This is a genomic window from Taishania pollutisoli (assembly GCF_014518315.1).
Taxonomy (GTDB): Bacteria; Bacteroidota; Bacteroidia; order Flavobacteriales_D; family Crocinitomicaceae; genus Taishania; species Taishania pollutisoli.
On the sequence record NZ_JACVEL010000009.1, the window covers coordinates 106,591 to 132,762 of the forward strand.

Annotated in this window: 24 protein-coding genes; 9 read left to right on the forward strand and 15 right to left on the reverse strand. The window is 40.6% G+C overall.

Annotation, left to right across the window (positions count from 1 at the left end; genetic code table 11):
* Positions 1–181 precede the first annotated feature (181 nt).
* The gene (rseP, locus tag H9Y05_RS12730; RefSeq protein WP_216714502.1) at positions 182–1,513 is read right to left on the reverse strand and encodes an RIP metalloprotease RseP; all 1,332 of its coding nucleotides are present in this window, start codon (positions 1,511–1,513) and stop codon (positions 182–184) included.
* 159 nt (positions 1,514–1,672) lie between these two features.
* Between rseP and H9Y05_RS12735 the strand changes: the two genes are divergently transcribed.
* Positions 1,673–3,838, forward strand: a complete 2,166-nt coding sequence (locus H9Y05_RS12735; protein ID WP_216714503.1) for a S8 family peptidase — start codon at positions 1,673–1,675, stop codon at positions 3,836–3,838.
* Here the strand turns inward: H9Y05_RS12735 and H9Y05_RS12740 are convergent.
* The gene (locus tag H9Y05_RS12740; RefSeq protein WP_216714504.1) at positions 3,835–4,935 is read right to left on the reverse strand and encodes a glycosyltransferase; all 1,101 of its coding nucleotides are present in this window, start codon (positions 4,933–4,935) and stop codon (positions 3,835–3,837) included. The two genes, H9Y05_RS12735 and H9Y05_RS12740, sit on opposite strands and share 4 nt — an antisense overlap.
* Positions 4,932–5,840: a lysylphosphatidylglycerol synthase transmembrane domain-containing protein gene (locus H9Y05_RS12745; protein ID WP_216714505.1), complete on the reverse strand. Its 909-nt coding sequence runs from the start codon at positions 5,838–5,840 to the stop codon at positions 4,932–4,934. The genes H9Y05_RS12740 and H9Y05_RS12745 overlap by 4 nt, the downstream gene beginning before the upstream one ends.
* A 13-nt stretch (positions 5,841–5,853) precedes the next feature.
* Here H9Y05_RS12745 and ruvC point away from each other — a divergent pair, with 13 nt between their 5' ends.
* Entirely contained in the window at positions 5,854–6,408 is a 555-nt protein-coding gene (gene ruvC, locus H9Y05_RS12750; RefSeq protein WP_216714506.1) for a crossover junction endodeoxyribonuclease RuvC, read from the forward strand.
* A 30-nt stretch (positions 6,409–6,438) separates the two neighbouring features.
* On the forward strand, positions 6,439–7,275 hold the full coding sequence (locus H9Y05_RS12755; RefSeq protein ID WP_216714507.1) for an aldo/keto reductase: 837 nt from the start codon (positions 6,439–6,441) through the stop codon (positions 7,273–7,275).
* A 6-nt stretch (positions 7,276–7,281) separates the two neighbouring features.
* On the opposite strand, the gene H9Y05_RS12760 is transcribed toward H9Y05_RS12755, so the two are convergent.
* The 5 genes from H9Y05_RS12760 to pepT all read right to left on the reverse strand — a co-directional run bounded on the left by H9Y05_RS12760 (position 7,282) and on the right by pepT (position 12,090).
* Positions 7,282–8,394 carry a hypothetical protein gene (locus H9Y05_RS12760; protein WP_216714508.1) on the reverse strand — a complete coding sequence of 371 codons (1,113 nt, stop codon included), beginning with the start codon at positions 8,392–8,394 and terminating at the stop codon, positions 7,282–7,284.
* A 47-nt stretch (positions 8,395–8,441) separates the two neighbouring features.
* Positions 8,442–9,077, reverse strand: coding sequence for a DUF4159 domain-containing protein (locus H9Y05_RS12765; RefSeq protein ID WP_394366346.1), 636 nt, complete (start codon positions 9,075–9,077; stop codon positions 8,442–8,444).
* Between the two features lie 76 nt (positions 9,078–9,153).
* Positions 9,154–9,843 carry a 16S rRNA (uracil(1498)-N(3))-methyltransferase gene (locus H9Y05_RS12770; RefSeq protein WP_216714510.1) on the reverse strand — a complete coding sequence of 230 codons (690 nt, stop codon included), beginning with the start codon at positions 9,841–9,843 and terminating at the stop codon, positions 9,154–9,156.
* Positions 9,843–10,841 carry a DNA polymerase III subunit delta gene (gene holA / locus H9Y05_RS12775; RefSeq protein ID WP_163492681.1) on the reverse strand — a complete coding sequence of 333 codons (999 nt, stop codon included), beginning with the start codon at positions 10,839–10,841 and terminating at the stop codon, positions 9,843–9,845. Before holA ends, H9Y05_RS12770 begins: the two co-directional genes overlap by 1 nt.
* A gap of 1 nt (position 10,842) precedes the next feature.
* Positions 10,843–12,090, reverse strand: a complete 1,248-nt coding sequence (pepT, locus tag H9Y05_RS12780) for a peptidase T (RefSeq protein WP_163492682.1) — start codon at positions 12,088–12,090, stop codon at positions 10,843–10,845.
* A gap of 178 nt (positions 12,091–12,268) precedes the next feature.
* Here pepT and H9Y05_RS12785 point away from each other — a divergent pair, with 178 nt between their 5' ends.
* The 4 genes from H9Y05_RS12785 (at position 12,269) to H9Y05_RS12800 (ending at position 15,193) form a co-directional block, all read left to right on the forward strand.
* Positions 12,269–13,138, forward strand: a complete 870-nt coding sequence (locus H9Y05_RS12785) for a hypothetical protein (RefSeq protein ID WP_163492683.1) — start codon at positions 12,269–12,271, stop codon at positions 13,136–13,138.
* 12 nt (positions 13,139–13,150) lie between these two features.
* Complete coding sequence (locus H9Y05_RS12790) at positions 13,151–13,588, forward strand: hypothetical protein (protein ID WP_216714511.1); 438 nt, start codon at positions 13,151–13,153, stop codon at positions 13,586–13,588.
* A gap of 89 nt (positions 13,589–13,677) precedes the next feature.
* A complete protein-coding gene (locus tag H9Y05_RS12795) occupies positions 13,678–14,259 on the forward strand; it encodes a hypothetical protein (protein WP_216714512.1) in 582 nt (193 codons plus the stop codon).
* A gap of 85 nt (positions 14,260–14,344) precedes the next feature.
* The gene (locus H9Y05_RS12800) at positions 14,345–15,193 is read left to right on the forward strand and encodes a restriction endonuclease (RefSeq protein WP_163492685.1); all 849 of its coding nucleotides are present in this window, start codon (positions 14,345–14,347) and stop codon (positions 15,191–15,193) included.
* 21 nt (positions 15,194–15,214) lie between these two features.
* On the opposite strand, the gene H9Y05_RS12805 is transcribed toward H9Y05_RS12800, so the two are convergent.
* The 5 genes from H9Y05_RS12805 to H9Y05_RS12825 form a co-directional block, all read right to left on the reverse strand.
* A complete protein-coding gene (locus H9Y05_RS12805; protein ID WP_216714513.1) occupies positions 15,215–16,489 on the reverse strand; it encodes a hypothetical protein in 1,275 nt (424 codons plus the stop codon).
* A complete protein-coding gene (locus tag H9Y05_RS12810) occupies positions 16,486–17,751 on the reverse strand; it encodes an MATE family efflux transporter (protein WP_163492687.1) in 1,266 nt (421 codons plus the stop codon). Before H9Y05_RS12810 ends, H9Y05_RS12805 begins: the two co-directional genes overlap by 4 nt.
* Positions 17,741–18,919, reverse strand: a complete 1,179-nt coding sequence (locus tag H9Y05_RS12815) for a glycosyltransferase (protein WP_216714514.1) — start codon at positions 18,917–18,919, stop codon at positions 17,741–17,743. Before H9Y05_RS12815 ends, H9Y05_RS12810 begins: the two co-directional genes overlap by 11 nt.
* 81 nt (positions 18,920–19,000) lie before the next feature.
* The gene (locus tag H9Y05_RS12820) at positions 19,001–19,984 is read right to left on the reverse strand and encodes an LLM class flavin-dependent oxidoreductase (protein WP_163492689.1); all 984 of its coding nucleotides are present in this window, start codon (positions 19,982–19,984) and stop codon (positions 19,001–19,003) included.
* 887 nt (positions 19,985–20,871) lie between these two features.
* Positions 20,872–21,651 carry an isocitrate lyase/PEP mutase family protein gene (locus tag H9Y05_RS12825; RefSeq protein WP_216714515.1) on the reverse strand — a complete coding sequence of 260 codons (780 nt, stop codon included), beginning with the start codon at positions 21,649–21,651 and terminating at the stop codon, positions 20,872–20,874.
* 133 nt (positions 21,652–21,784) lie between these two features.
* On the opposite strand from H9Y05_RS12825, the gene H9Y05_RS12830 reads away from it, so the two are divergent.
* Entirely contained in the window at positions 21,785–22,252 is a 468-nt protein-coding gene (locus H9Y05_RS12830; RefSeq protein ID WP_163491361.1) for an Mpo1 family 2-hydroxy fatty acid dioxygenase, read from the forward strand.
* A 10-nt stretch (positions 22,253–22,262) separates the two neighbouring features.
* Here the strand turns inward: H9Y05_RS12830 and H9Y05_RS12835 are convergent, their stop codons facing one another.
* Both H9Y05_RS12835 and abc-f read right to left on the reverse strand, forming a co-directional pair.
* Positions 22,263–22,973, reverse strand: coding sequence for a VIT1/CCC1 transporter family protein (locus H9Y05_RS12835; protein WP_163491359.1), 711 nt, complete (start codon positions 22,971–22,973; stop codon positions 22,263–22,265).
* A 125-nt stretch (positions 22,974–23,098) separates the two neighbouring features.
* The gene (gene abc-f / locus H9Y05_RS12840; protein ID WP_216714516.1) at positions 23,099–24,688 is read right to left on the reverse strand and encodes a ribosomal protection-like ABC-F family protein; all 1,590 of its coding nucleotides are present in this window, start codon (positions 24,686–24,688) and stop codon (positions 23,099–23,101) included.
* A gap of 366 nt (positions 24,689–25,054) precedes the next feature.
* Here abc-f and H9Y05_RS12845 point away from each other — a divergent pair, with 366 nt between their 5' ends.
* The gene (locus H9Y05_RS12845) at positions 25,055–26,131 is read left to right on the forward strand and encodes a type I restriction endonuclease (protein ID WP_163491355.1); all 1,077 of its coding nucleotides are present in this window, start codon (positions 25,055–25,057) and stop codon (positions 26,129–26,131) included.
* Positions 26,132–26,172 lie beyond the last annotated feature (41 nt).

A 26,172-nucleotide genomic window follows, 5' to 3' on the forward strand; every position in this document is an offset into this window, starting at 1 on the left:
AACAATGAAGTTGAACGGGTGAGTAAATTCAACACATTGTTCCAAGGACAAATAAATGACCTAACAAAAAGACTAAAAAAAAGGTGAATGGTTGCTTACATTTTATATTTTGACATTTTACATTTTTCGTGTTAAAAAAACAACGTCCAAACAACCGCTTAAGACTGTAAATCAGCTACTACTATTTCCCGAAAAAGTACCTGACAATATCGTTTCCGTTGGCATACAACATGAGTCCGATCAACAGGAAGAAACCAACATACTGTGCGTATTCCAATACCTTCTGAGGTGCTTCTTTTCCTGTAACAATTTCATACAACAGGAATACAACATGCCCTCCGTCAAGTGCGGGAATCGGTAAAATATTCATGAATGCAAGAATAATGGATAAAAACGCTGTTGCATTCCAGAAGATACGCCAATCCCACTGTGGTGCAAAGATCTTACTCATAGAACCGAATCCGCCGATTTGTTTGGCTCCTTCTTTTGTAAATACCAGCCCCATTGACTTGACATAACTTCCCAATGTTTCAACTCCCAGCGATATTCCTGCAGGAAAGGATTCAAAGAATCCGAATTTCTCAGTTGCGTATGGAATGTTGAAATAATCATATCCCTGTGGTTGGAATCCGATGAATCCGGTAGAATCAACTTTTACATTCAATTGTGTTAACTGTCCGCTTCGTACAACGCCCAATTCAATGGTTTTCTTTTTATTCTCTTTCAATGCAGACTGTAGTTCATTGAAGTAGTTGATCGGGGTAGCATTGACCGACACAATACTGTCACCTGATTTCAATCCTGCTTTTTCAGCGTTGGAATCATCAGAAACTTTTGCTACAACAGTAGGAAATCGCAATGTATACAGTTCGGAATACTCATTCTTTAATACAATTTGATCAAAGTTCTCGGGCAACTTTATTTCAACTTGTTCACCTGCACGGTCAACTGTCACGATGCGTTCCCCTTCAAGTACAACAAACTTAAAAATGTCCTTGAGATTGTCTACTTTTTTATTTCCTACTTTCAGCGGAATGTCACCGTCTTCCAACCCGTATTGCTTTAATTCAGGATAAGAAACGGCCATTCCGTATTTCTCTGCTGATTTAACGGTGTAATATTGTTTCCCCCATACAAACAGGATCATCGCATAGATCAACAATGCAAGAATAAAGTTGACCGTCACACCGCCGACCATCACGATCAGTCGCTGCCAGGCCGGTTTTGAACGAAACTCCCAAGGTTGAGGCGGTTTTGCCAATTGTTCCTTGTCCATGGATTCATCGACCATCCCGGCAATTTTTACATATCCACCCAATGGCAGCCATCCGATTCCCCATTCCGTTTCACCGATTTTGCGCTTGAAAAGAGAGAACCACGGATCAAAAAACAAGTAGAATTTCTCCACCCGGATTTTGAATAATTTAGCGGGGATATAATGTCCGAATTCGTGTAATACAACTAATATGGCTAAGGATAAAATAAGTTGCGATGCAATGATCAGTACTTCCATCAGATGGTTTATTTTCAATTTTAAAGAAAGGCAAATATAAGTATTGTTTCAGAATATTGTCAGGTACTAAAACTGCTTGTTGATAATTTTGGCAGTGTTTAACAATTTAAACTCCCGGAAAACAATTATTTTTAACGATTAAATTATAAGTTCTACTCGATGAAAACAATTTTATTCACATTGCTATTGATGCCTGTCCTTCTGATTGCACAAGCTCCGAAAATGTCTCAAAAGTCGCAACAGGATCTCATATACATTCAACGCAATATCCCGTTAATTTTAAAAGGAGACAAAGCAGTCATAGATGAGTTGCCACTGGTAACAATCAACAACCGGATCTATGTTTCATTCATCGGAAAACTGAAAGAACAGGCAGAAGCTGCTCCTGCTGCAGAAGGAATTGTCATCGGAAAAGGTGTTGGACGGATCAGAAGTATTCGCGTGCCGTTAACCGAGTTGTATCGCATTGCGACATTGAATCAGTTGGAATACCTGGAGCTTGCGGGAAAAATAAAACCTTCACTGGATAAGGTTTTGTTTGATACACGTGTGGACAGTGTCCATGCGGGACTGGGATTGCCTGCATCCTATACCGGGAAAAATGTCATCATCGGAGTAAACGATTGGGGATTTGACTACACATCTCCAATGTTTTACGATACACTGCTTCAGAATTCACGAATTTTAGCCGCATGGGATCAGTTCAGACATGCCGGTTCAACTCCTGCCGATTTCAGCTATGGTGCTGAATTCAATACTCCTTCACAGTTGCAGGCAGCTCAATGTGATACATCTAATCAATTAGGGTATGCGACACATGGAACACACGTTGCCGGAATTGCAGGGGGAAGCGGTGCCGGTGTCATTGCGAAAGGAATGGGATTTGAATCGGAATACCTATTTACAACGATCCTGGTAGATGAAGCCGCTGCGCTTGATTCGTGGTATTGGATGTATCAGAAAGCGGAAGCACTTCAGAAACGATTGGTTGTGAACATGAGCTGGGGATTGTACCATTTTGGTACCAATGACGGAACGTCGTTACTGAGCCAGGCTATTGAAGAATTTACAGACCAGGGGGTCTTGTTTGTATCATCAGCAGGGAATAATGGAAGCGTTAATTTTCACTTTGAACGATCATTTAATAATGACAGCATTAAATCCAAAATTAATTTTTATGACTATAGCCTCCACGATTCATTGTGGGGACAAAGCATCCACGGATGGGGAGAAACAGGGAAGAATTTCGAAGTAAAGATTCAGGTAATGACGACATCCGGAACATTATTGGGACAAACCGCTTACTATCCGACAACCATGAACAGCTATGATGAAGGATTTATTGTTGTTAATATCAGTGACACTGTCTGGTACAATGTTGCTGCCCAGGAGGCACATCCGCAAAATTTAAAACCTACAGTGCGTTTCCGGATAAAAAATAAACACACGTCATTGCGTATTGATCTGGCGGTTAGGGCAATGGAAGGAACTGTTCATTTTTGGAACCTCGTAGAGTTGACTACCAACGGAGGAAATTGGGGAATGCCGTTTGTATCAATGGGAACCGGTTACATCGGGGGAAATAATTTATACGGTATCGGAGAGCCGACCTGTGCGGACGATTGTATTTCGGTAGCGTCTCATGCGGCATCATATATGCATTCAAACGGTGTAAACATATTGGGAGGTTCCCGCTCTGCTTTTTCAAGTATTGGTCCGAGAAACGACGGAGCTTTGAAACCTGAAATTTCGGCACCGGGGTCTTCTGTGTTGAGTTCTATTTCTTCTTTTACAGATGATACCTATACAGAAGTGACATCTGTTAACTTCCAGGGAAGAGATTATCCGTTTGCCCGTTTTTCAGGCACATCCATGTCTTCTCCGGCCGTTGCCGGAATCTGTGCGTTGATCTGGGAAATCAATCCCTATTTATCTCCCCGCCAGGTAAAGCAAATCATTATTGAAACAGCACGACAAGACAACCATACAGGTGTTATTCCGGCAGGTGGTGACACCAAATGGGGGTACGGGAAAGTCAATGCGATGGCCGCAGTAAAGGCGACTTTGAGTTTTGTCGGATTGGAGGAAGTCGTTACAGGATATGAAAATAATTGGAGCGTTTATCCGAATCCTGCAACGACAACACTGTCAATTGAGGGGTTTGAGCAAATGGATCAGGTGCAGTTATTTGATGTGTCAGGTAAAGAAACGCAACTGAACGCTGCTGCAACCTCGTGGTCTGTTCAGGGACTTGCTTCAGGAGTGTACACCGTTCGGGTGGTTGCAAACAACCGGGTATACCAGAAAAAAGTAATGATTCATTAGCGGTCAACGGGTCTTCCTTTCCAATGAAGTTGAAAAAAGAGAGAAAGGATTGCCAAAAGAAGCATATAAAACGGAAATAACAGTTCGTAAACAGGGAGCCAATATAACAATCCCTGTTTTTTTATGCTCGAAAAATAAGGGGAAACAAAAAAATGATCTGTCTTTATTTTTGTTCCTAAAAGAAGGGTCGAAAGAAGAGCGTTATATTGATAGATGCTCCATACAGCAAGAATTAAAAATAAAAGGGTCATTACAACCTGAATCGCACCGATTTTAAGCGCAAGTGAATCGCGGACTGCAGGTGTTTTCTGAATCCATCGCACACGTTGGTTGATTAATTCTCTGAATGATTCCGGCACAGGCGTCTGAACAGAAAGAATTGCTTCCGTATGCAATGAAATGTTTTTTTTCGCGTGATTGAAATCTGCCAGTAAAAACTGATCGTCGCCACTTGAAATATGTGCATGACTTAAGTAGGATCCAACCTCTTCAAATGCTGATTTACTGAATAGCAGGTTTGCACCACTTGCAGCGATCGGTCGGGAATAACCATCAACAGCAAGGTTGATACTGTTGACCATGTATACGTCCAGTTCAAACAGTTGTTTCCATCCCCGGGAAGACATCTGTACCGGTAAAATGTGCATGTCGGCAGGGGAAAGCTTCTTCACCGCAGTAAAGTAATCCGGATGGAATGCAACATCAGCGTCAAGTGTAAGCAGGTAAGCAGTTTCCGCATGAGCGATTCCTGTTTGAAGAGCAGCTTTTTTGCCTGCTCCTTTTGATGTTAAAAGCGTGATCGGGTAATTGGAAAGCTGACTCCGGATTTGTTGGATTGTATTGTCGGTGGAGTGATCATCTACAAAAATAAATCGGGCCGGTAATTCATCCGATTCTAAAATGGAAGTGAGTAGGGGAATAATCCGTTTTTCTTCATTTCGAAATGGAATGATAACGGAAATCATTGTCAATGGAATCCCGGAATCTTCTTTTACTTGTTGTTTTCTTCTTCTTCTGAAATGTCGGGAAATACCAATTCTTCCGAAGATAATCAGTATGGTATAAAGAGCGCAATATGTGATTACTACATCCATCATTTGATTTGATTCTTACAAATGAACAGCCCGATGAGTGTAGGAAGCAGCAGGTTGATTACCCAGATGGAAAAAGAGGCTGCTACGATGTTCCATTCCGGTAGCGAAATTCCGGCAAATACCCACAATGCGATGGATTCTCTGACGAATAGTTTTCCGAAAATCAGTGACGGGGAAAGAGTTGTCCATAAGTATAACTCCCAGATTAAGCAGTACGTGTGCCAATTCATTTCCGCACCGAATGCGTGTAATGCGAGCAGGAATTGCAATGAAAAAATGAAATGACGAATCAGTGAAAGTAACAGGATGTTGGGGCGGAGTGAACGGTGTTGTTGGAGTAATTCCCGGATTTGTTTGTACCATTTAACCTTCTCCCGGAAGAAGGTTATATTCTCAAATCTGAAATAAAAAATCAATGTAATGATGACTAACAATGATGGTAACAACCAGACATACATGTGATTTGTTCCAATCAGTAAAAGCGCACCAATCCCCAGGATGATTGTTACACAAAATTGCCCCAGGTTTGCCGTGAGGGTTAATAAGGTAATGGAGAGCCGTATTTTTCGCGGGAAGTAATAAATTCTTCCAATGAAGTTACCCTGCATATTCGGAGTAATCATTCCGGTAATTATACCCGCGAAGAAAGACTGGATTTTTGTGGCAACGGAAACATTCCGGTCGACGGATCGAAGGATGATTTCCCATTTTTTATATTCTGTCCAATAGTTGGGGAGCACTAAAATAAGTACAAACAATAATGGTAAATAATGAATAGAGGTAATTGTATTTATTGCATTGAAATTTAGCTTCTTTATTTGATAAAAACATACAACTCCGACAGCAATTGCCAGAATAATTTTTACCAGTTTGAAGTTAACCCCGCTATTTTTATTAGTTTTAATCAAAAGTTGAAATTGAATGGTTGAAGATAAGATAATTCTTGGAATTGATCCCGGAACGACTGTTTTAGGGTATGGAATTATTCATGTGCAAGGGAAGAAGTTGTCATTATTGAACTTTGGAGTGGTTCAACTGGCTAAATTATCGGATCACCCGGAGAAACTGGAGCGTATTTTTTCACGCATTGACGGACTGATCAAGGAGTACAAACCGGGTGAGCTGGCAATTGAAGCCCCCTTCTTCGGGAAAAATGTTCAATCGATGCTCAAGTTAGGTCGCGCTCAGGGAGTAGCGATTGCTGCGTGCCTCAGTAATGGTATGACCTTCGAAGAATACACTCCCCGGAGAATCAAACAATCAATTACCGGCAACGGAAATGCTTCCAAGGAACAAGTAGCAGCCATGCTGGAAAAATTGTTTCAAATCAAAGAAATGCCAAAGTACCTGGATGCCACAGACGGGCTGGCTGTTGCCGTGTGTCATCATTTCTCAAAAGGAATCGGGGAACACAGCAAATCAAAAGTGAGTAATTGGGAAGGTTTCATTAAGAAAAATCCGGGAAGAAAATTGTAAAAACATTCAGATCAATATAAAAAAACAACCATGAGGAATTTTAAATTACACAATGACATAGAAATGCCGGCAATCGGTTTTGGAACATACAAATTAGCAGAAGGGAAAGAATGTTATGAATCCGTAAAATTTGCGTTGGAAAATAACTACCGGCATCTTGATACAGCCGCTGTATACGAAAATGAATCCAGTGTGGGAGAAGCGGTTCGGGCAAGTGGAATCCCCCGCGAAGAATTGTTTATAACAACAAAAGTATGGAATTCGGACAGGGGATATGAAGCAACATTGAAGGCGTTTGAAGCTTCCGTGTCCCGGCTTGGTCTGGATTATATAGATTTGTATCTGGTGCATTGGCCGGCGAATACAAAACACTTCGGTAATGCGAAAGAATTAAACGCTGAAACATGGCGGGCGATGGAGTATTTGTATACAAACGGGAAAGTTCGGGCGATCGGAGTCAGCAATTTTTTGGCGCACCACCTGGAAGAATTACTTGAAACCGCAATGATTGTTCCAATGGTAAACCAGATCGAATACCATCCCGGTTATTTGCAACAGGAAACGGTAGATTTTTGTAACCGACATAAGATCATTGTAGAGGCCTGGAGTCCGCTGGGGAGAGGAAGAGTACTGGAAGATGCTGTATTGATGCGTCTTGCTGATAAGTACAATGTTTCAACAGGAGCCATCTGCCTGCAGTTTGCTTTGCAACAAGGTATTTGCGTATTGCCGAAATCAGCTACACCAAGCCGGATTATTGAGAATTATACCATCAATTTTGAACTGGAGCCACAGGACATAGAAGCAATAAAAAAGATGCCGGAAACTGGTTTCTCGGGGTTGCATCCGGATGAAGTCGGATTCTGAGACGAGTTACTTTTCCAGTTGGGATAAGAACTCCAGAATTGTCTGTGTAAAGTCGACAATTTGCTGTGGTATCGGTGAAAATTCATTGTGATACTCCAGTTTGTAATAATTCCCGTTTTTGAATGCATACAATTTGTTGGCCTGCCCCTCGCGGATAAAGGCAGGTGTGTCGTCTGCTTCTGTTTTGTGGATGTCAAAATCAATGGTGTTCAGGTGATTTTGAATAGCAACCCATTGGCAATGGGATATCTTATGCAAAGGTGTGTAATAAGATAATCCGGGTGTGGTAATACTTCCGTCGGCATAAAAAGTATATTCATAACCTGTTGCTTCCGGATTCTTTTCAATTTGCGCGACAACCAGAATAACATTGTCTTTTTTGCGGAGGTAGTGTGAAGTATCCGTATCCAGGTATGCAAACCCTTCATTCAGTTTTGACTGAATAACAAATGAATGGTGAATAAACTGAGTCAGCTCACCTTTGATCAGCTTTTCATCCGTTACAATTGTTGGAGCATTGCGAATCACTTCATCAAGGGATAACTGATAAAATACATTGTTGACAAACCACGTTTTTTCATCCAGCCATACAATTTCAACTTCAGCAGGCGGATAGTTGTGATAAGCAAGAAGCGTTTTCGGCTGTATTTCTTTTTTCTGAATAATCGCCGTGTAACCATCCAGGCTGGCAGGAAATAATTCCTGTCTTTGAGGAAGGTCCTGCAACAGGTTTCTATTGAAATAATGTCGCAATGTGACGGGGTGTTTCAGTTCCATGAAATAGGGGAGGAAAACCAGTTCCTGGTTGAGTAGCGTTTGCCTCGTTTCAGAATCCAGCAGGTAGCTGGTTCGTTCAATATATGGTTCGCGTGATTTTTTTTCCATGTAGTGAACCGTTCCGTCATTCTCCGGATGCTTTTCTTCGGATGCCGGGTTCCCATAGTCTTTTACCCGGTAGATTTCAATTCTGGGGAAATGTGTTTCAGGATTGGGGGTTGCTGGTTGATGTTCTGTTTTTATTCCGGTTGCAGACAGTGATAAATTACTGACGCACATCAAGGGAATGAATAGTAGTGTGAGGTTTTTATTGGTCATAATGATCGGTTTAATCGCGACCAAGATACATATTTTATTTATAAAAACCTGGTTTATTTGAACTTAATGAATCATTCCGTAAATGCATACATGACAATGTTGGCTCCCATTTGCAATGCCTGTCGGCGTTTCTCCTGTGAATTATTGTGTACCGCCTGATCTTCCCAACCGTCACCTAAATCGGTTTCATAGGTGTAGAGTAAGATGACTTTTCCATTCTCGATAATCGCAAATGCCTGTGCCCGTTTGTCGTCGTGCTCGTGAATTTTCGGCAATCCGTTGAATTGATACTTTTGATTGAAAATCGGATGGTTGTATGGCAATTCAACCAGTTCATTATTCGGAAACAGTTTTTTAATTTCAACACGGATGAACTGGTCCATTCCGTAATTGTCGTCAATGTGCAAAAAACCTCCTCCGAGCAGGTACGTCCTGAGGTTTTCAGCTTCCTGGGAAGAAAAAACAACATTCCCGTGCCCGGTCATATGTACAAAAGGATACAGAAATAAATCCGGGCTTCCCACATCTACATACGGGACATTCGGAGAAATATTCATGTTCAGGTTTTCATTACAGAACTTAGCCAGGTTCGGGACAGATGTGGGATTTGCATAGTAATCACCGCCACCGTTGTATTTTAACACTGCCAATTGATACGGATATTGTGAAAAAGCAGTTGACCCAATGAAGAGGAATAAGACGGTCAATACGTGTACCACCGGCCGGAGTGCGGCCCGGGTTTTACTTCGATTTATCTGTTTTATCTGCATAGGTTCCTGAAAATTAAATGGTCATTAACGCTTGCATGCAGGCATACAGCCCTGCTGTTTCGGTTCTTAAACGATTGGCACCCAGTGATAGTTCTTTGTAACCATTGGTTTTCGCCAGTTCACACTCTTCCGGGGAAAAATCACCTTCGGGACCGATTAAAATAGGAGAGGACCGGTCAAAAACAGTCGAAAGATTGTGCTTTTCCCCCTCGTAACAATGAGCGATAAAACCATTGGGATTGTTCTTGATAAAGGCATCCACTTTAACCAACTCATTGATTTTCGGCAGGTACAATCGTTTCGATTGCTTCATGGCGCTGACGGCAATGTTTTCGAAGCGTTCTAATTTAAGTGCTTTTCGTTCTGAATTTTTGCTCAATAAAAACGTAATTTCCGTCACTCCCAATTCCGTTACTTTCTCCACCATCCACTCCATCCGCTCATTCATCTTTGTCGGGCAAATGGCAATATGAATCGTATAGTCAGGCGCTTCTTCCAGGTGAACTGCAACAAGCTTTACCTGGCATCTTTTGGGATCGGCACCTGTGATTTCTGCTTCTGCATACATTCCCTTTCCGTTCAACAGCCCGATCTTATCTCCTTCTTTGAGCCGCAGTACTTTGCAGGCATGCCGGGATTCTGTTTCATTCAATTGATATGAAACCGTAGATTGGTCAATATTCGGATCGTAGAATAAATGCATCAGTTCATCAATCGGTAAACCATTTCTTTCATTAATTCTCCATCAGTGGAGGAGGAATTGTCAATTCCCTTTGATTTTAAATCGTATTCCTGCAGGATAGCGATATTTTCCGCCAGTTTCTTCGGATTGTAGATTTTTGCTGCTTTGGTGTATTGTGCAACAAGAAACGGAGCAACTCCCAAAACAGATGCCAGCGCGGCAGGAGATTTATCTTTTGCGAAATGAATCCGCATCAACTTTGTATGGTAGCCGAATAAATTTGAAATAACCGGAATCAACGGACCCATTTTCGGATTTTTTTCAAAGTAGTTGACAATCTTACTTGCTTTCAGGTAATCGCGTTCAGCAAACGCATTGGCCAGTTCAAAGAAATTATAATCTTTTGAAATTCCGATGTTTTCTTCGATGTGAACTTCATTGATTGCCGTTCCTTTCTCAATGAGAATTGATAACTTATCCAGTTCATTAACCACCCTGCTGATGTCTGTTCCCAAAAATTCGGCCAACAACATCGCGGCTTTTGGAGTGATTTGATAACCAACTTCTTTTGCATAGCTGGAAATCCAGTCCACTAATTTATAATCCCTGACTTTTTCCGATAAAAACACGAGTCCGTTTGCGGCCGCAACTTTGATCAGTTTCTTCCGGGTGTCAAACTTTTTGTGTTTGTAACAGATGACAAAGATGGTGGTGTCAACGGGGTTGTTAAAATACGATTCCAGCAGGTCGATATCTTTGAATTCCTGTGCTTCTTTGATGATCACCAATCGTCTTTCTCCCATCATCGGGTATGATTTCGCATCAGCAATAATCGCTCCTGCCTCACATTCCTTTCCGTAAACGATTGTCTGATTAAAGTCACGTTCACTATCATCCATTGCATTTTCTACAATGGCATCAGTAATGGCATCAATAAAAAACGGTTCTTCTCCGTGAAGAAAATAAATCTTCTCGAATTGATGCTGTTTGATGTTTTTGATGATGAGTTTGTGGTCCATCTTAATCCTCGTGTCCTTCCCAGATTTGGATTAATTCAACCATTGTTTTTACAGCTTTCTCCATGTCCTGAACGCTTACATATTCTTGTTTGGAGTGGATTCCCATTTCCCCTGTAAACAAATTCGGGCATGGCAATCCCATAAAGGACAGTCGTGAACCGTCAGTACCTCCGCGGATAATCGTCGGGCGCGGTTCAATTCCTGCACGCTTCATCGCTTCGATTGCATAATCTGTTACAAACGGAACACTTTGAAGCACTTCTTTCATATTTCTGTATTGTTCCTTTACTTCAAATACCATCGTAGCACCATTGTGCGGCTCGATGATCATCTGAGCCAGTGATTGCAGTTCATCTTCAAATTTAGATAGTTTTTCCGTCAGGTGATCGCGGATAATGAAACTGACACTGGCTTCCTCCATGATACCGTTGATGGCAACCGGGTGAACAAATCCCTCACGACCTTCTGTTGTTTCGGGAGACCACCGGTCCTTTGGCAAGGCAGCTACGAAATCGGCGACCAGTTTCAGCGCATTGATCATTTTCCCTTTGGCGTAACCTGGGTGCGCGCTAACTCCTTTGAAGGTTACTTTCACAGAATCTGCTGAGAATGTTTCATCTTCAATGGATCCCAAAACTCCTCCGTCCAGTGTGTAGCCGTAATCGGCATTCAGTTTTTTGATGTCCAGGTGATCGACTCCGCGACCAACTTCTTCATCGGGTGTGAATAAAATGCGTATGTCACCGTGTTTCACTTCCGGATGTGTTACAATGTAATTGGCAAAATCCATGATGATGGCAATTCCTGCCTTGTCATCTGCTCCCAGTAAGGTTGTACCGCTCGCTGTGATGATGTCATCCCCGATTTTTTCTTTCAGATACGGGTGACGTTCAATTGTGATAACCTGTGTCGGATCGTCCGGTAATGTAATCGGAGAACCGTTGTAATTTCTATGTACGATTGGCTTGACATTTGTTCCCGTTACGTCAGGGGCAGTATCCATGTGTGAACAGAAACAGATGGTAGGAGCCTCTTTGTCTGTGTTTCCGGGGATGGTTGCGAACACATATCCCCACTCATCCATTTCAGCATCTTTCAGCCCTAAATCGATTAATTCCTTTACCAACAGTTTCGCCAGGTCTTTCTGCTTCATTGTGGAAGGAAAGGTAGTTGAATTCGGGTCTGCTGTTGTGTCAATTTTCGCATAGCGAATAAAATTCTCTTCTACTTGATGTTTATAAGTACTCATCGTGATTTGATTTGTGTCAAAGTTAATGATTCTTTGTGCTGAAACAACGATTTGATACAAGAGATATCAACAAGAAATTAAGATTGTGGTACGATTTTAGATTTTATTCGTAGAATTGCAGAACGAATAAATATACGGTTGTAAAAACGTCTGACTCACAACTTAATTGAACGCTGAAATGAAAGCAGGTTTATTTCTAATTTATTTTTCAACTATTTGTATTTCATTGGGTTATTCTCAATCATTTGAAGATAAAATAAAAGAAGTTTATTCGTTTAAAATTGCGGATTTGACGGCAAAAGACCTGGAAGTCAAATACAAACAACTGGATAATTTCTGGCAGGAGCTGAATGCAGATACGACGGCTTATCTCCCCAAAGTACGAAAAGAACTGGTGAAAACAGGCTACTCCTCCTATTTCTATTTTGACATGAGTTCTTACCTGGAAATGCATTCCATCAGGGAAAATGATAAACGGATCATTGAGAAGGCGCTTAAAAATATCCAGTGGACCGAATTGAGTACCTGGGAATTGATTGAAAAGCTGCGCGACTTTTCTGTTTCAGGTATTGATGTGACGGATGTAACCTTTCAATTGTTGAAACAGGAACGCGTAAAAATTGTCAATCCGGACACCGGAGAATCATTCAATCAGGGAAAAATTCTCGCATACTTGTTACTTCCTTTGAAACGGGAATTATACCTGAAAAAGATAGTTGCATATTTTGAACAGACAACACCTGAATCTCAACGTTCGATTGTGACATTGCTGTGGATGACAAACACGACATTCGGAAACAGTCAATTGGAAACAATTGCTTCAACATGCAAAGATATTGACGTGCGAAGCTATGCTTCCAGGCTGATGAAACGGTTTCCGCCCAATGATGCTGAGTTAACAGCGTATAAGGATGTATTGCCGGACGTGCGTAAAATCACGTTGACAGGAGTATACAATAACGCATTATTCAACTGGGATTCAAAGTCCTGGGATCAACTGATTCTCTGTTCAAAATTAATGCACTACTATGTATGTGTAATGGATTGAACTGTTTGAAATATGAAAGTAACCGGATCCCTTATCTTGGTTTTAATTGGGATAAGTTCATGTGATAATCAAGATGAAAGGCAATTGAACCGCGTGCTTGTTGGGTCGGTTGAGTCGATTCAACGATATAATGCTCAGACCTGTGTTGCTGTAAAGGAGAAGTCTAATGAACTGCGGTTTGAGGTAGAACGTCTTCGAAGGAATGGACAGCAGCATAATAATTATTTCAAGTTGAATGCCATCTACGATAGGTATCTCCACATTGATTCTGTTTGTGATAATGAGCTTGCACGATTGGATACGCTTAGATCCGTCCTTTTACAGGCGCATCAGATAAAGAAATCAGTTGTGCTTAAAAATTATTTCCCTCAATTAATTGACTTTTCACAATTAACACATGATCAATTGCAGGAACAAGTGGGTGATTTCTTCCTGGATAAAAAAAGATAGGTGTTAAAGTATATTTGAATTTAAAGACACTTAGAAATCACTTAACTGACTTTTTGGGGAGTTATGAAAGAAATGGAATGGTTTTCCAGATGAAGTCGAAATCAATTAATCGGTTTGAAACAAAGAAAGAATTACTGTTACTCACAGAAAAAATGGTGGAAAACAGTGCTGCTAATTTAAAAGAAGATAAGCAGGTTTTAATCGATGTGTACGCAGGATTAAGTTATCCTGAGATGATTGGTGGTGTTTCATGGGAACAAGCTTATTTTGAAAATAGTTCTTTACTTTCCGCACTGGCAATAATTACCACATTGCAAAATGATATACTGCATGTAAAACAGTTGGCAGTATATCATTGCCTGGCATTTGGTTGTCAGGCTTCGTATCCGTTCAATGAAATACAGCCAATTGCTGTCGGACCACTTGTTGCGCGTGAAAATGATTCGATTGAATTAAAGGTGACAATAGGGGCTTTTGATACGTCTAATATCCCTGTTGTAACGCTAAATAACATGTCAGGACGTATTCATTACCCGGGAGATGGAACGGGAAGAATTCGTTTGAAATTACACCGGGGAATGCACCGGATAAGCGGGACTATTAGTATTCAAAATCGATCGGGAGTCTACAAGACAGCGGATTGGGAGTATCAGATTCATGTTTCTGACTAAATAGGGATATCGCACTATCGCGATATGACAAAAAAGGCTGAAACCTCAAAAACAATTTTATTTTTGTAGAACACATACAGAAAGAATGAGTTTAAATGTAAGAAAAGTCAAAAAACACTCCGGGGAATTCACTGATTTTGATGTTGAAAAACTACGCATTTCATTGAGTAAATCAGGAGCTTCACCCATTGAAATAGAAGAAGTATTGGAATCCATGCAACCTCAGATTCATGATGGAATAACAACCCGGGCATTGTATAAACTGGCATTCCGTCAACTGAAAAAAGTATCGGGAACGTTTGCTGCCCGTTACAGTTTGAAGCGCGCATTGAGAGACCTGGGGCCCGCCGGATATTATTTCGAAAAATGGACATCCCGCTTTCTGCAAAGCTATGGGTATGAAACCTGTGAAAACAAAATTATTCAGGGAAATGCAGTTTCACACGAAGCGGACGTGATCGCTAAAAAGGGAAATGAACTCTTGTGGATTGAATGTAAATTCAGAAACACCGTAGATGCCAAAATCAGTGTCACAACTCCGATGTACCTGCTTTCAAGGGTCAATGATATTTCCGGGCAGGACTACCATTTATTTGGAAATAATCATCAATTTACACAAGGTTGGCTGATTACAAATGCTTACCTGACAATGGATTCCATCCAGTTTGGTGAATATTACGGCATTAAAATGCTGTCGTGGGATTACCCGGCTAAACAAAGTATTAAAAACCTGGTGGACCAGAAGGCATTGTATCCGATTACCTGCCTGACAACGATTACCAAGCGGGAAAAAGATTACCTGCTTGAAAAAGGGTGTATTCTCGTAAGAGAATTGTATGAAAATCCGGAAATTCTGGAAAACAATCACGTAATTAATCAACGGAACAAGAGCAAGATTTTCAGAGAAGTGGAAGAGTTGGTTTCAGAGTTTTAATGATCATTAGATAATCAATATTTATACCTTATAAGTTCTGATTTTTCTGATAATAAACACCAAACGTATAAAAATCAGCAGGTGGGTGATGGTGATCATTTTATGGTAAGCAGTATTGACATGCATGTTGTCTACTTTTAACCATCCTTTTAAGATCGCCAGTACAAACAATCCGTAACCGATACTGCCGATAAAAAACAGAGCGAGGTCGTATTTTTTGAACAGATCCGGTAAATTACGGAGTCCGAGAAAAGCCAGGATTAAAAACGGGTAAAAATAAAACAGGTAACGCTCGTGAGTTCCGGTTAAGAATAAATTGAACGTGAGGTTAAATACAGCAATGATTAAACAGAGTAAGCCGAGTTGAAAAGCTACGGATTCCGTTCTGAATGACAGCTTAATGTAACTGAAAAACAACCATGCACTTAAGAAGAAGGTGAGTCCCAAACCAATTAATTTGGGGGAGAGGAAAGCAACAATTTCGCCGGTAGAAGGAGCCTCCAGGTTCTGAAAAAATAATTGCCAGATTGTGATGCCGTTGCCGGAGATGATATCCATGTGATCACTACCTGTTTCTAAAATCCGCTGGTAATGTGTGAACCGGTATGTTTCAGGATAAGAAAGCCATGTTTCAAATGCCATGAACGGAACCAAAAAACCGGCAAGCATGATCAGGGATAAATACATTGATTCTTTGATGTTTTTCCGGCTATAGAGTATCAATAAAATAGCTATTCCAATCGGGAATAATGGAAAAACCAATAACTGTTTCGTGAAAATAGCCAGGTAGAACAGGCCTCCGATGGATAGGTAATACCACCGGGAAGTGGTTTGCTTCAGCTTGTTGTTTTGATAAATCCGTGCGAGTAGAATCAACAAAATCAATAAAAAAGTCAGTCCGATATGATCAATTTGTCCCCACAAAGCACCGCCGGATAACGTAGAAGGCAACAGGACAAATAAAAGGGTGTAAATCCATTTATTTTGAATGTTCAGGAAGCCGAGTAACCGGTAAAACAACAGGGCATTGATGCTCTCAAACAGTGCCAGGTACAGAAAGAATAAAAAAAAGCTGCCGGCGAGTTTTAGTGCGCCTGTCGATAGGAAAAGGCCGATAATCGGGTAATTGCAGTAACAATCGGTAGAGTAAACGGCATAGAAGGGGGTAGTGGACGGAATCCACTTTTCAAACGTTCCGACATCAAATCCGTGATAAGTAGTCGCAAATATCGTTCTCACGACGATCGGAATTGCGACAATAATCAAAAGAAAGAAGTGATGTGATTTTAATTTCATAGCTGGAATTCCCTTAAATCAAAAATTGTTTTTACTTCCCGTTTGGAGATGCGCAGCCAACTGTACGGCAATTGATACATGTTGTTGAATTGAATCAGCAGGTAGATAAACATACTGGCATAACCGAGACTTGTAGCGATTCCACCGGATAACATTCCAACCGAATCAATAGTGAATAGTCCAACGCAAATGGTGATTACATTGCCCAGTACAGATGCTTTCAGGTTAATCATATTTTTACCAATTCCTGAGAAGTGATGATTAAAAATCGTAAATACTGCCAGGAATAATGCTCCTGGTGCCAGGGAAATAAAAAGTACCTTAAAGTTAGTAAAATCTTTTCCGAATAACCATGAAAAGATATCGTTCGGAATGAGTAATAAGCCTAAAATGGCAGGTAATGTAAGTAACAAACTCATTTTTGACAGTTTTTGTGTCAGACGTATGCGTTGATCTGTTTGGTTTAAATTTACTGATTTGCTGTAGTGTATTGCACTGATGCTCTTGCAAATAATCCATACAACCTCAATTAAAGATGTAGTAACGGAAAAAATTCCGAGAGCAGATAAACCAATTTTCTTTTCAATCAGGTAGTAGCAGAAGCGGTAATTGATCATTTGCGAAATGTTGTTTAACTGCATTTGTACTCCAAAAGAGAAAAAGTAACGCATCAACTCCCGAACGGAGAGCGAAACAGTGTGAATGCTGCGGGGATGAACACGGATAAAAATAATGGAAATCCCCAAGGTGATTGAATACGACCAATAAAAAGAATCAATCACAGATTGAAGTGTGTGCACCTGAAATACAACAATGAACAGGAGCAAAAACAGCGCAGACGTAAATGCTTTTGTAATTTCAATCAGGTTTTGTTTGTTAATGGCTTCCATTCCCAATAAAATATTCTGCAGCAATGATACGCTTCCGAGCAATAACGAGAGATTGATCAAATCGTAAGCATGGATGGCCGGAAACAAGTCAAAATAAACCAGGATAAAGGGTACGGTGCAGGAGATGAAAATGTTCCACATACTTGCCAGTACGATCAGGTGTCTTATAGCGTATTTGGGGGTAAGGTATGTTAAAATCGATCCTGAAAAAATATTTTGAATGATTCCGACGATGGAAATTCCCAAAACAAAAATGGCCATTTCTCCACGGCCATGCGGTCCCAGGTATTTTGCTGTAATCAACAAGATCAGGAGGTTGCACAACGCCGTAAAGCCCTTGCTGAATATTGTTTCAACGATTTTACGAAACATGTGTGTTCAGGATTTTAGCATACACCGCATCCATTTTTTTACCAACAGCCTGGTAACTGAAATGATCGTATGCATATGATTTGATCGCTGCCGGATCAAAATGTATTTGATGGTTGATAACAGCAGATAATGCAGCTACCAATTGTTCTTCATTTTGTGCCTCCACCAGTATACCGTTGTGCTGATTGACATGCTCAGGAATCCCATTGACATTTGTAGAAATAACTGGTTTACCTGCCATAAAAGCTTCCGGAATGACACAGGGAAAATTTTCAAAATTACTGAAGAGAACCAATGCGGAAGCGTGATTGATCAGATCGGCGATTTCTTCTGTTGTTTTTGTTCCTTCAAATTGCAGCAGATCATGTGAAATGTTTAATTGCCGGTATGCTAAATCAATAAAAGGAGCCAGTTCTCCGTCACTGACAATGAGGAATTGGAAATCGACGTTTTTTTTACTCAATTCGGCAATACTGCGAACAATGCCCGAGACATTTTTATGTGCGTCGACTGCCGTTGAAATATGAATAAACGTTGTTTTCACCGGCTCGACAGGAGGGAGATTCCCGAAAATTTGTTCATTGACAACATTTGAAATCACTTCCATTGGTTGTGTTACACCTCGTTGCTCCAGGGAGTTTTTGAGGTCTTCACTTACCGGGAGTATTCTTTCTGCGTGATTCATCCAGGAGATACCCAACTTTAATGCAGTAGCAGATAGTTTATTGCTTCCCGGGTGAAAGGCGGTAGAATGCTCTGTGACCACATAGGACAATCCTTCGGTTGTCTTCAGTCGTTTGGCCCACAAACCGATCGGGTAGACCACATTTACATGAACAAGATTCGGTTTGCCGAATGTGGTACGTGCATAGTTATACGCTTTCAGGAATGCTTTCCGTGTCCTGTAATACTGTAAAAATTGCTTCAAAACCGGAATGGAACAGGAGACCTGCGGGTAATAAGATAAAACACTTTTTACCCCGTTTTTCTCATTGGACTCCAGTGTGTAAAATTTCTCGTTGTGTGGGAAAATAGCTATCACAGTTACGTCATTGTAAAGCGCGGCAGCTTCTGCGTGTTTCTGCACAAAGTTTCCCAATGTCGGTGCATTTTTATTGGGATACCAGGAGGATAAAAACAGAATTTTTTTTTTGTCGCTTTGCTTCATTTGATCAGAGTCACATCACAAATTTAAATTAAAAACTTAAATGTGGCAGGTGTACGTGCCTTTTCAGTTTGATTACTAAAATCAGATGCTGTTCATTACTTCCGAAAATGCCTCAATACTATACAACTTATCTTCGAGGCTGTAGACAGGTGATGTCGTCATGATTTCACTCAGGTTGAACCGATTGATGAACCGGCTGATTTCCGCTTTTACGGTTTCTTTTGTCCCGATGAATGAGCAATGTGTCATTTGACGCACATACGCTTCTTCTGCCGGATCCCAGATACCTTTCATTGTGTCAATCGGTGCTTGCAGGTATCCCCGTTGATTGCGAATCATTCCCAGGAACATTCTGTAGAAAGATGTCGCAATGCGTTCGGCTTCTTCTGTTGTCGGTGCGATAATTACATTCACACAGGCCATTTTTTTCGGAGGATGTTCGTCGGATCGGTAATTGTGTGAATAAATATCAAATGCAGCAGTCATTTGAGCCGGTGCGAAATGACTGGCAAATGCATAAGGCAATCCGAGTGAAGATGCTAAATAAGCGGAATCGGTACTGGATCCGAGCATCCAGATCGGAATATCTGTACCTTCTCCGGGAATGGCCCGTACTTGTGCATTGGCATTTTTTCCGGAAAGATATTGTTGTATTTTCTGCACATTTTCAGGGAAATGATGTACGTTTTCAAGGAAATTCGGGTTCAGTGCCGCTGCGGTGACCTGATCCGTTCCCGGTGCACGTCCCAATCCCATGTCAATACGTCCGGGGTAGAGGGAGGCCAGTGTGCCGAAATGTTCAGCAATGACCAGCGGAGAATGATTGGGAAGCATGATTCCACCTGATCCTACGCGAATTGTTGTTGTTTTTCCAGCAATGTGACCGATCAGGACAGAGGTTGCGGAACTGGCTACGCTTTTCATGTTGTGATGCTCTGCAAACCAGTAGCGTGTATATCCTGATTGTTCTGCTTTTTGTGCTGTTTTTACTGAGTTTTCAAGTGTCTGGGAAATATCGTTTCCTTCACTGACGATGGCTAAATCTAAGAATGAATATGGAATCATGATCGTTTGTTTGTGAAATGAGAATCCTACAAAATTAACGAAAATAGAAACGTTGATTGGAGTTGGAAGTGGATAAAATATCAGGCAAAGAACAGTTGACGGGTTATCAATAAATTGACAATTTGTTTTTCACACAAAGTAGCAAGTAATAAGCATAACCACCTTTGCGACTTAGTGCCTTGGCGAGCTATTTTTTCTTTGTTTATCGCAATGCAAAAAGAAAGTTGGTTTGATAAAATGCAAGAATTGAAAAAAATGGTTGTTTGTTGAGCGTTATTTTTCACGCAAAGCCGCAAGTATTAAGTGTAGCAACCTTTGCGACTTAGTGCCTTGGTGAGCTATTTTTTCTTTGTTTATCGCAATGCAAAAAGAAAGTTGGTTTGATAAAATGCAAGAATTGAAAAAAATGGTTGTTTGTTGAGCGTTATTTTTCACGCAAAGCCGCAAGTATTAAGTGTAGCAACCTTTGCGACTTAGTGCCTTGGTGAGCTATTTTTTCTTTGTTTATCGCAATGCAAAAAGAAAGTTGGTTTGATAAAATGCAAGAATTGAAAAAAATGGTTGTTTGTTAAGCGTTATTTTTCACACAAAGTCGCAAGCATTAAGTATAACCACCTTTGCGACTTAGCGCCTTGGCGAGCTATTTTTTCTCTGTCTATTGCAATGCAAAAAGGGAGTTGATTTGATAAAATGCAAGAATTGAAAAAATGGTTGTTCGTTGAACGTTATTTTTCAAGCAAAGCCGCAAGCATTAAGTATAACCACCTTTGCGACTTAGTGCCTTGGTGAGCTATTTTTTCTTTGTCTATTGCAATTTAATAAGAAGGCGTTTTGGCGAGAGGTATTTTCTCTGTTTGGCAGAACGAAATAACAACCAGTTAGTTTACTTATTTTCCAAGGATGATTGCATATTCTTTTTTCGATAAAAAATTCTTGAATAACTCTTGTGAACGAGCCATCAACTGATCATATTGTTTTCCTCCGTGACTGATGCGATGTACTCCCATCGTTTTTAATGTTTCGTAATCCGGCAGGTGAGGAGTGGTAAAAACGTTGAGTGGCAATTTAATTTCATCCAGAAAGATTTTCAAATCCTTCTCGGACTCAATCAATGGAACAAAAATCCCATCCGCTCCCGCTTTTGCATATAGATTGGCACGTGCGCACGTTTCTTTCAGCGGATCAGGATGTTTGGTCGTGTAGGTGTCCGTACGCGCATTGATAAAAATATCCGTCAGATCTTTGATCGCTTCAATTTTGGCAACTAATACCTCTGGAGATTGTAATTGCCGTTTTCCGTTCAACACCTGGCTATCTTCCAGGTTGATTCCCACAACACCGAGTTCCGTTAACTTTCTAACTTTTTTAGCAACTTTTTTCGGTTTCTCACTGTAACCGCTTTCAAAATCAACCGATACAGGAATCGTAGCGACCTGCATGATGCGTTCAACCATAAACAGTAACTCGTCAAACGGAATTTCTTCCCCGTCTTTGTACCCCAATGAAAAAGCAATGGCATGGCTGGAAGTTCCCAATGCCTGAAAACCTGCTTCCTGTGCAATTACCGCACTGTGGGCATCCCATACATTTCCAAGTAGCAAGGGGGATTCCTGGTAATGAAGCTGGGTAAATAACTGTTGTTTCCGGGTAATGTTTTTTGTTGTCATAAACGGTATTTTCCGGTAATTTAATAAAAAAGTACATCGACATGAACAATTGCCTGTTAAAATAGCATAAACCGGTTTTAGGAAAAATGAAAATAAAACCGTACATTTCATTATCCATTCATACATCATGGCAATGCGAAAAATAGAACGGTTATTGCGGGAATATTCCGAAAGTCATCAGGACCGGACCAATAAATTCATCCACTGGATATGTGTTCCGGTGATCTTTTTTACACTTTTCGGGCTGATTCGTGCACTTCCCGTACCGGATGCAGTATTCAGTTTATCTCCTTATCTGAATTGGGCAACACTCGTTCTTACACTTGTACTTGTGTATTACCTGGTATTGTCCTTCCCGCTATTCCTCGGGTTTATTGTATGGGCGTCTATTGTCTCGTTCGGCAATGAGTGGCTGCTAATGCAACTGGGAACGAAAGGATTGGTATGGTTTTCCCTGGGGCTGTTCGCACTGGCATGGATCGGACAATTTATCGGACACGGAATTGAAGGGAAGAAACCTTCCTTTCTCAAAGATCTTCAATTTTTATTGATCGGACCTGCCTGGCTGATGAATTTTATTTTAAAAGCGGTGAAGTATTGACCTGCAAAAACTATACACTTACTCCAAACAGGTATCCTACAAATGCGGACAATCCCATTGCGAGTGTACCCCAGATCGTGATTCTCAGAATTGCTTTTGTAATTCCCGATCCCCCGGTTCGTGCGGAAATAGCGCCGAGTATGACCAGGAATACAATTGTAAAGCCATACAGCCAGTACTCCAGGTGTTGAGCAGGGAATAACAGGATAACGATTAACGGAAGTGCCCCCCCGATCGTAAAAGAAGCCCCGGAAGCGAATGCGGCCTGTATTGGATTTGCTTGCGTCAGTTCGGTGATGCCAAGTTCATCTCTCACATGTGCTCCCAATGCATCCTTTTCGGTTAATTCCTTCGCTACCTGCATTGCGGTTTCCTTCTTCAATCCTCTTTGTTCATAGATTTCAGCCAGAATTTTTAATTCAGCTTCCGGCATTTCTTCCAGTTCTTTTGCTTCCCGCTTAATGTCAGCTTTTTCGATATCCGTTTGTGAACTGACAGAAACATATTCTCCTGCCGCCATGGATAGCGCTCCTGCCACAAGTCCGGCAACGGTAGCGAGAATAGTCGGCTCTTTCGTTGTGCTGGCTGCTGCTACACCAATTGCAAGACTGGATATGGAGATAATGCCGTCGTTTGCCCCCAGAACAGCAGCCCGCAACCAATTACTCCGGTGGATGTAATGATTGTCCAGGTAGTTGTCGATTGTTAGTTGTTTGTTCATAGAACTAACGTACGAAAAATAAATAGATTGACCGTTAATCAGTGTTATTTTTTCTTATTTAAATCATTCAACCATGGTAACAGCGCCCACCCGATTGTTCCGCAACAACGCTTTTTTTGCTGAAATCACAGTGTGATGCTTCTTTCTGTGTTAATGTGCTCCACAAAGGTTGCATCGTGTGACACAACAATCAATGTTCCTTTGTATGCGTTGATGGCAGCCGTCAGAATTTCAACGTTTTGAAGGTCAAGATTATTGGTTGGCTCATCCAGTACAATGATATCAGGGGATTGCCTGCCGATTGTCAGGCAGCACAACAATAGACGCATGCGCTCTCCGCCACTCAAGGTGTCACAGGACTGATTCCAATCATCTTTGGAGAATAAAAAGCGATTCAACCGGATCTTGATTTCGTGTTCTTGTAAGGCAGAAGTATTGAATGCTTGTACTTGCTCATACACGGATAACTGATTGTTTAAACGTGAATAGTCCTGGTCAATGTAAACCGTATTGTTTTCTGCGATCGTTACTGTTCCTGTCTGGGGAGTCAACTCTCCAAGGATGATCCGGATCAGTGTTGTTTTACCGGAACCGTTCCCCCCTTTAATAACAATCCGTTCGCCGCTATAAATTTGAACATCCAGATTTTTTTGCCATAAATAAGTCCCGTTGCCATGTTTAAAATTGATCCCGTCCGCTGTAAACAGCACTTTTCCCTTGTGAAGAGGAGAAGCATCGAATCCGAATTTCATTTGATCGATTTCGGGAAGCGATGAACGAAGCTCGGTTAGTTCTTGTGAAATGGAATTGATCTTCTCTCCATGTATGTTTTTGGCTTTTGCCGTGCTATTTTCGGCATTGTTGCGCAATGTATTCATCATGATGCGTGCAACCCCGGATTGCTCTTGCTTCTTTTTTCCGCGGGCATCGTTTTTTTGTTGTCGTTCAATGGTCTCACGTTCCTTTTCACGGGCTTTTTTCAATGCCTTTTCGGTGTGTTGAATGTCGTGTTCCAAACTGGCTTTTTCGAAAGATCTCTGCTGCTGGTAAAAGGTATAGTTCCCTCCATAAGCAGTAATTCCCCGACTGCTTAACTCATGGATTGTATTCAATAAGTTCAATAGTTCTCTGTCGTGGCTCACAACAATCACTGTCATTCGCGTGTGCAGAATAAAATCATAGAGCAATTTCCTGCCTTCTGCATCGAGGTGGTTGCTTGGTTCGTCAAGGAGTATAAGTTCCGGTTGATGGATCTGAATTCCTGCCAGAAAAACTTTTGTTTTTTGTCCGCCGCTGAGTGTTTCCAATTTGCTGGTGAGCAGTACATCATTCAATTGCCAGTAATTCAGAGCTTCGTTGCAACGCTCCTCAATGGTCCAGTCGTCGTTGAGTTGCTCGTAGATTTCCTCGTTTGTATTGCCGTTCACTATTTCGTGAAAGGCACGGAGCCGTTTATCAATTCCCAGTGCTTCTGCTACCGTTAATTGATTGTACGGACCAAATAGTTGCGGGATGGAATACGGAATTGCATCTGTTGTAATTGTTCCGTTGACTGGCTGAAGTTCGCCAGCAATGAGTTTCAGTAAGGTTGATTTTCCCGTACCATTGTTACCGACCAGTGCCGTTTTTTCTCCTGATTGAAGAACCAGGTTGATGTTATTGAATACGACATCCTTATTGGGATGTGTATATGAAAGTTGCTGAATTGTAAGCATGTTTTTCTTTCGTTTTAAAGTGGAATGAATAAGACAAACCGGATGGTCTGCTGTCTTTAAAGAGTCTGAAAGAAATGATTAATCACATGCTGTTTTAATTGATTTTATGAATACAAAGATAGTGAAAAAAATAGCTATAGATGCTTTTTTGATGATTGATTGCCGTGTAAATTACTAATAACTTCCTTTGTTTATCAGTAATCAAAACTGTTAATAGAAAACATAAAAACAGGTATTTATACGTGGTCTGAATTTCAAAAGGTGTTGGTAATATTGCGGAGTGTAAACGAAGTGGCTATTTAAAGTGGATTAATAGAATAGCTGTAAATAAATGATGTACCTAAACAAAAACTATATAAAACGAACATGGAAGCAGATTTAAAATTAAAACTGGAGCAGCTTCATCAACGTGTCGATTCATTAAAAGATCAGATTAATACGGAAGAAGCTACAAAAAATGCATTCATTATGCCATTTATCCAGATTCTTGGATATGATATATTTAATCCAACAGAAGTAATTCCTGAATTTATTTGTGATATAGGAACGAAAAAGGGAGAAAAGGTTGATTACGTTATCAAACGAGACAATGAGCCGATTTTAATCATTGAATGTAAGCATTGGAAAGAAAATGTCGATGCTCATAATTCACAGCTTCATCGCTATTTTCATGTTTCAAAAGCACGGTTTGGAGTTCTGACAAACGGACACATCTATAATTTTTATACCGATTTAGAAAGACCGAACATCATGGATGAAAAACCATTTTTTACCCTTGATTTGTCAAACCTGAAAAGTTCAAGTATTAAAATCCTGGAAAACTTTACAAAAAGTGATTATAATCTTGAAAACATCTTAGATTCTGCTGAAGCTTTAAAGTACATAAAAGCAATTAGAAATGAATTTGAAAAAGAAATTCAAGAACCTTCTGATGAAATCATTAAACTGTTGGTCAATCGTTTTTTTGGAAAGCCGCTTACAGCATCAAGAATGGCAACTTTCAGAGAATACACGAAAAAGGCGTTTGCTAATTCCATCAATGAATCAATTAGTTTCAGGCTGAAAAATGCTTTAAATATCAATGAATCGATTCCGTCAAAGTCAACGGAGGAAATTCATCCGGTTGATGAGAATAATGCAGAGATACCGAAATTTATTACAACAGAAGAAGAAATTGAAGGTTCTCAAATTATCAAAGCAATTTTAAGAGAACAATTACAGGCGTCAAGAATTGCGTTTCGTGATACACAATCCTATTTTGGAATATTGTTAGATGACAATAACCGCAAACCAATTTGCCGCCTTCATTTTAATTCGGGGAATAAATACCTGGAATTGTTCAACAATGGAAAAGATAACGGGGAAAAGAAATTGTTGCAATCAATCGACGATATCTATAATTATAAAGTAGAATTATTAGATACATTGAAGAATTACGAATAATTCTAATCTCTTCCCTCATTTCTTCCTCTCAACACTTCCTC

What these genes read in the sequence shown, in the direction of transcription:
- H9Y05_RS12810 (WP_163492687.1), bottom strand. Translation starts at nt 17,751, where the DNA reads ATGTTTCGTAAAATCGTTGAAACAATATTCAGCAAGGGCTTTACGGCG.
- H9Y05_RS12825 (WP_216714515.1), bottom strand. Translation starts at nt 21,651, where the DNA reads ATGACAACAAAAAACATTACCCGGAAACAACAGTTATTTACCCAGCTT.
- H9Y05_RS12735 (WP_216714503.1), top strand. Translation starts at nt 1,673, where the DNA reads ATGAAAACAATTTTATTCACATTGCTATTGATGCCTGTCCTTCTGATT.
- abc-f (WP_216714516.1), bottom strand. Translation starts at nt 24,688, where the DNA reads ATGCTTACAATTCAGCAACTTTCATATACACATCCCAATAAGGATGTC.
- pepT (WP_163492682.1), bottom strand. Translation starts at nt 12,090, where the DNA reads ATGAGTACTTATAAACATCAAGTAGAAGAGAATTTTATTCGCTATGCG.
- H9Y05_RS12835 (WP_163491359.1), bottom strand. Translation starts at nt 22,973, where the DNA reads ATGAACAAACAACTAACAATCGACAACTACCTGGACAATCATTACATC.
- H9Y05_RS12815 (WP_216714514.1), bottom strand. Translation starts at nt 18,919, where the DNA reads ATGAAGCAAAGCGACAAAAAAAAAATTCTGTTTTTATCCTCCTGGTAT.
- H9Y05_RS12790 (WP_216714511.1), top strand. Translation starts at nt 13,151, where the DNA reads ATGAAAGTAACCGGATCCCTTATCTTGGTTTTAATTGGGATAAGTTCA.
- rseP (WP_216714502.1), bottom strand. Translation starts at nt 1,513, where the DNA reads ATGGAAGTACTGATCATTGCATCGCAACTTATTTTATCCTTAGCCATA.
- H9Y05_RS12770 (WP_216714510.1), bottom strand. Translation starts at nt 9,843, where the DNA reads ATGCATTTATTCTACGATCCGAATATTGACCAATCTACGGTTTCATAT.
- H9Y05_RS12785 (WP_163492683.1), top strand. Translation starts at nt 12,269, where the DNA reads ATGAAAGCAGGTTTATTTCTAATTTATTTTTCAACTATTTGTATTTCA.
- H9Y05_RS12795 (WP_216714512.1), top strand. Translation starts at nt 13,678, where the DNA reads ATGAAGTCGAAATCAATTAATCGGTTTGAAACAAAGAAAGAATTACTG.
- H9Y05_RS12740 (WP_216714504.1), bottom strand. Translation starts at nt 4,935, where the DNA reads ATGATGGATGTAGTAATCACATATTGCGCTCTTTATACCATACTGATT.
- H9Y05_RS12755 (WP_216714507.1), top strand. Translation starts at nt 6,439, where the DNA reads ATGAGGAATTTTAAATTACACAATGACATAGAAATGCCGGCAATCGGT.
- H9Y05_RS12805 (WP_216714513.1), bottom strand. Translation starts at nt 16,489, where the DNA reads ATGAAATTAAAATCACATCACTTCTTTCTTTTGATTATTGTCGCAATT.
- ruvC (WP_216714506.1), top strand. Translation starts at nt 5,854, where the DNA reads ATGGTTGAAGATAAGATAATTCTTGGAATTGATCCCGGAACGACTGTT.
- H9Y05_RS12800 (WP_163492685.1), top strand. Translation starts at nt 14,345, where the DNA reads ATGAGTTTAAATGTAAGAAAAGTCAAAAAACACTCCGGGGAATTCACT.
- H9Y05_RS12845 (WP_163491355.1), top strand. Translation starts at nt 25,055, where the DNA reads ATGGAAGCAGATTTAAAATTAAAACTGGAGCAGCTTCATCAACGTGTC.
- H9Y05_RS12830 (WP_163491361.1), top strand. Translation starts at nt 21,785, where the DNA reads ATGCGAAAAATAGAACGGTTATTGCGGGAATATTCCGAAAGTCATCAG.
- holA (WP_163492681.1), bottom strand. Translation starts at nt 10,841, where the DNA reads ATGGACCACAAACTCATCATCAAAAACATCAAACAGCATCAATTCGAG.
- H9Y05_RS12820 (WP_163492689.1), bottom strand. Translation starts at nt 19,984, where the DNA reads ATGATTCCATATTCATTCTTAGATTTAGCCATCGTCAGTGAAGGAAAC.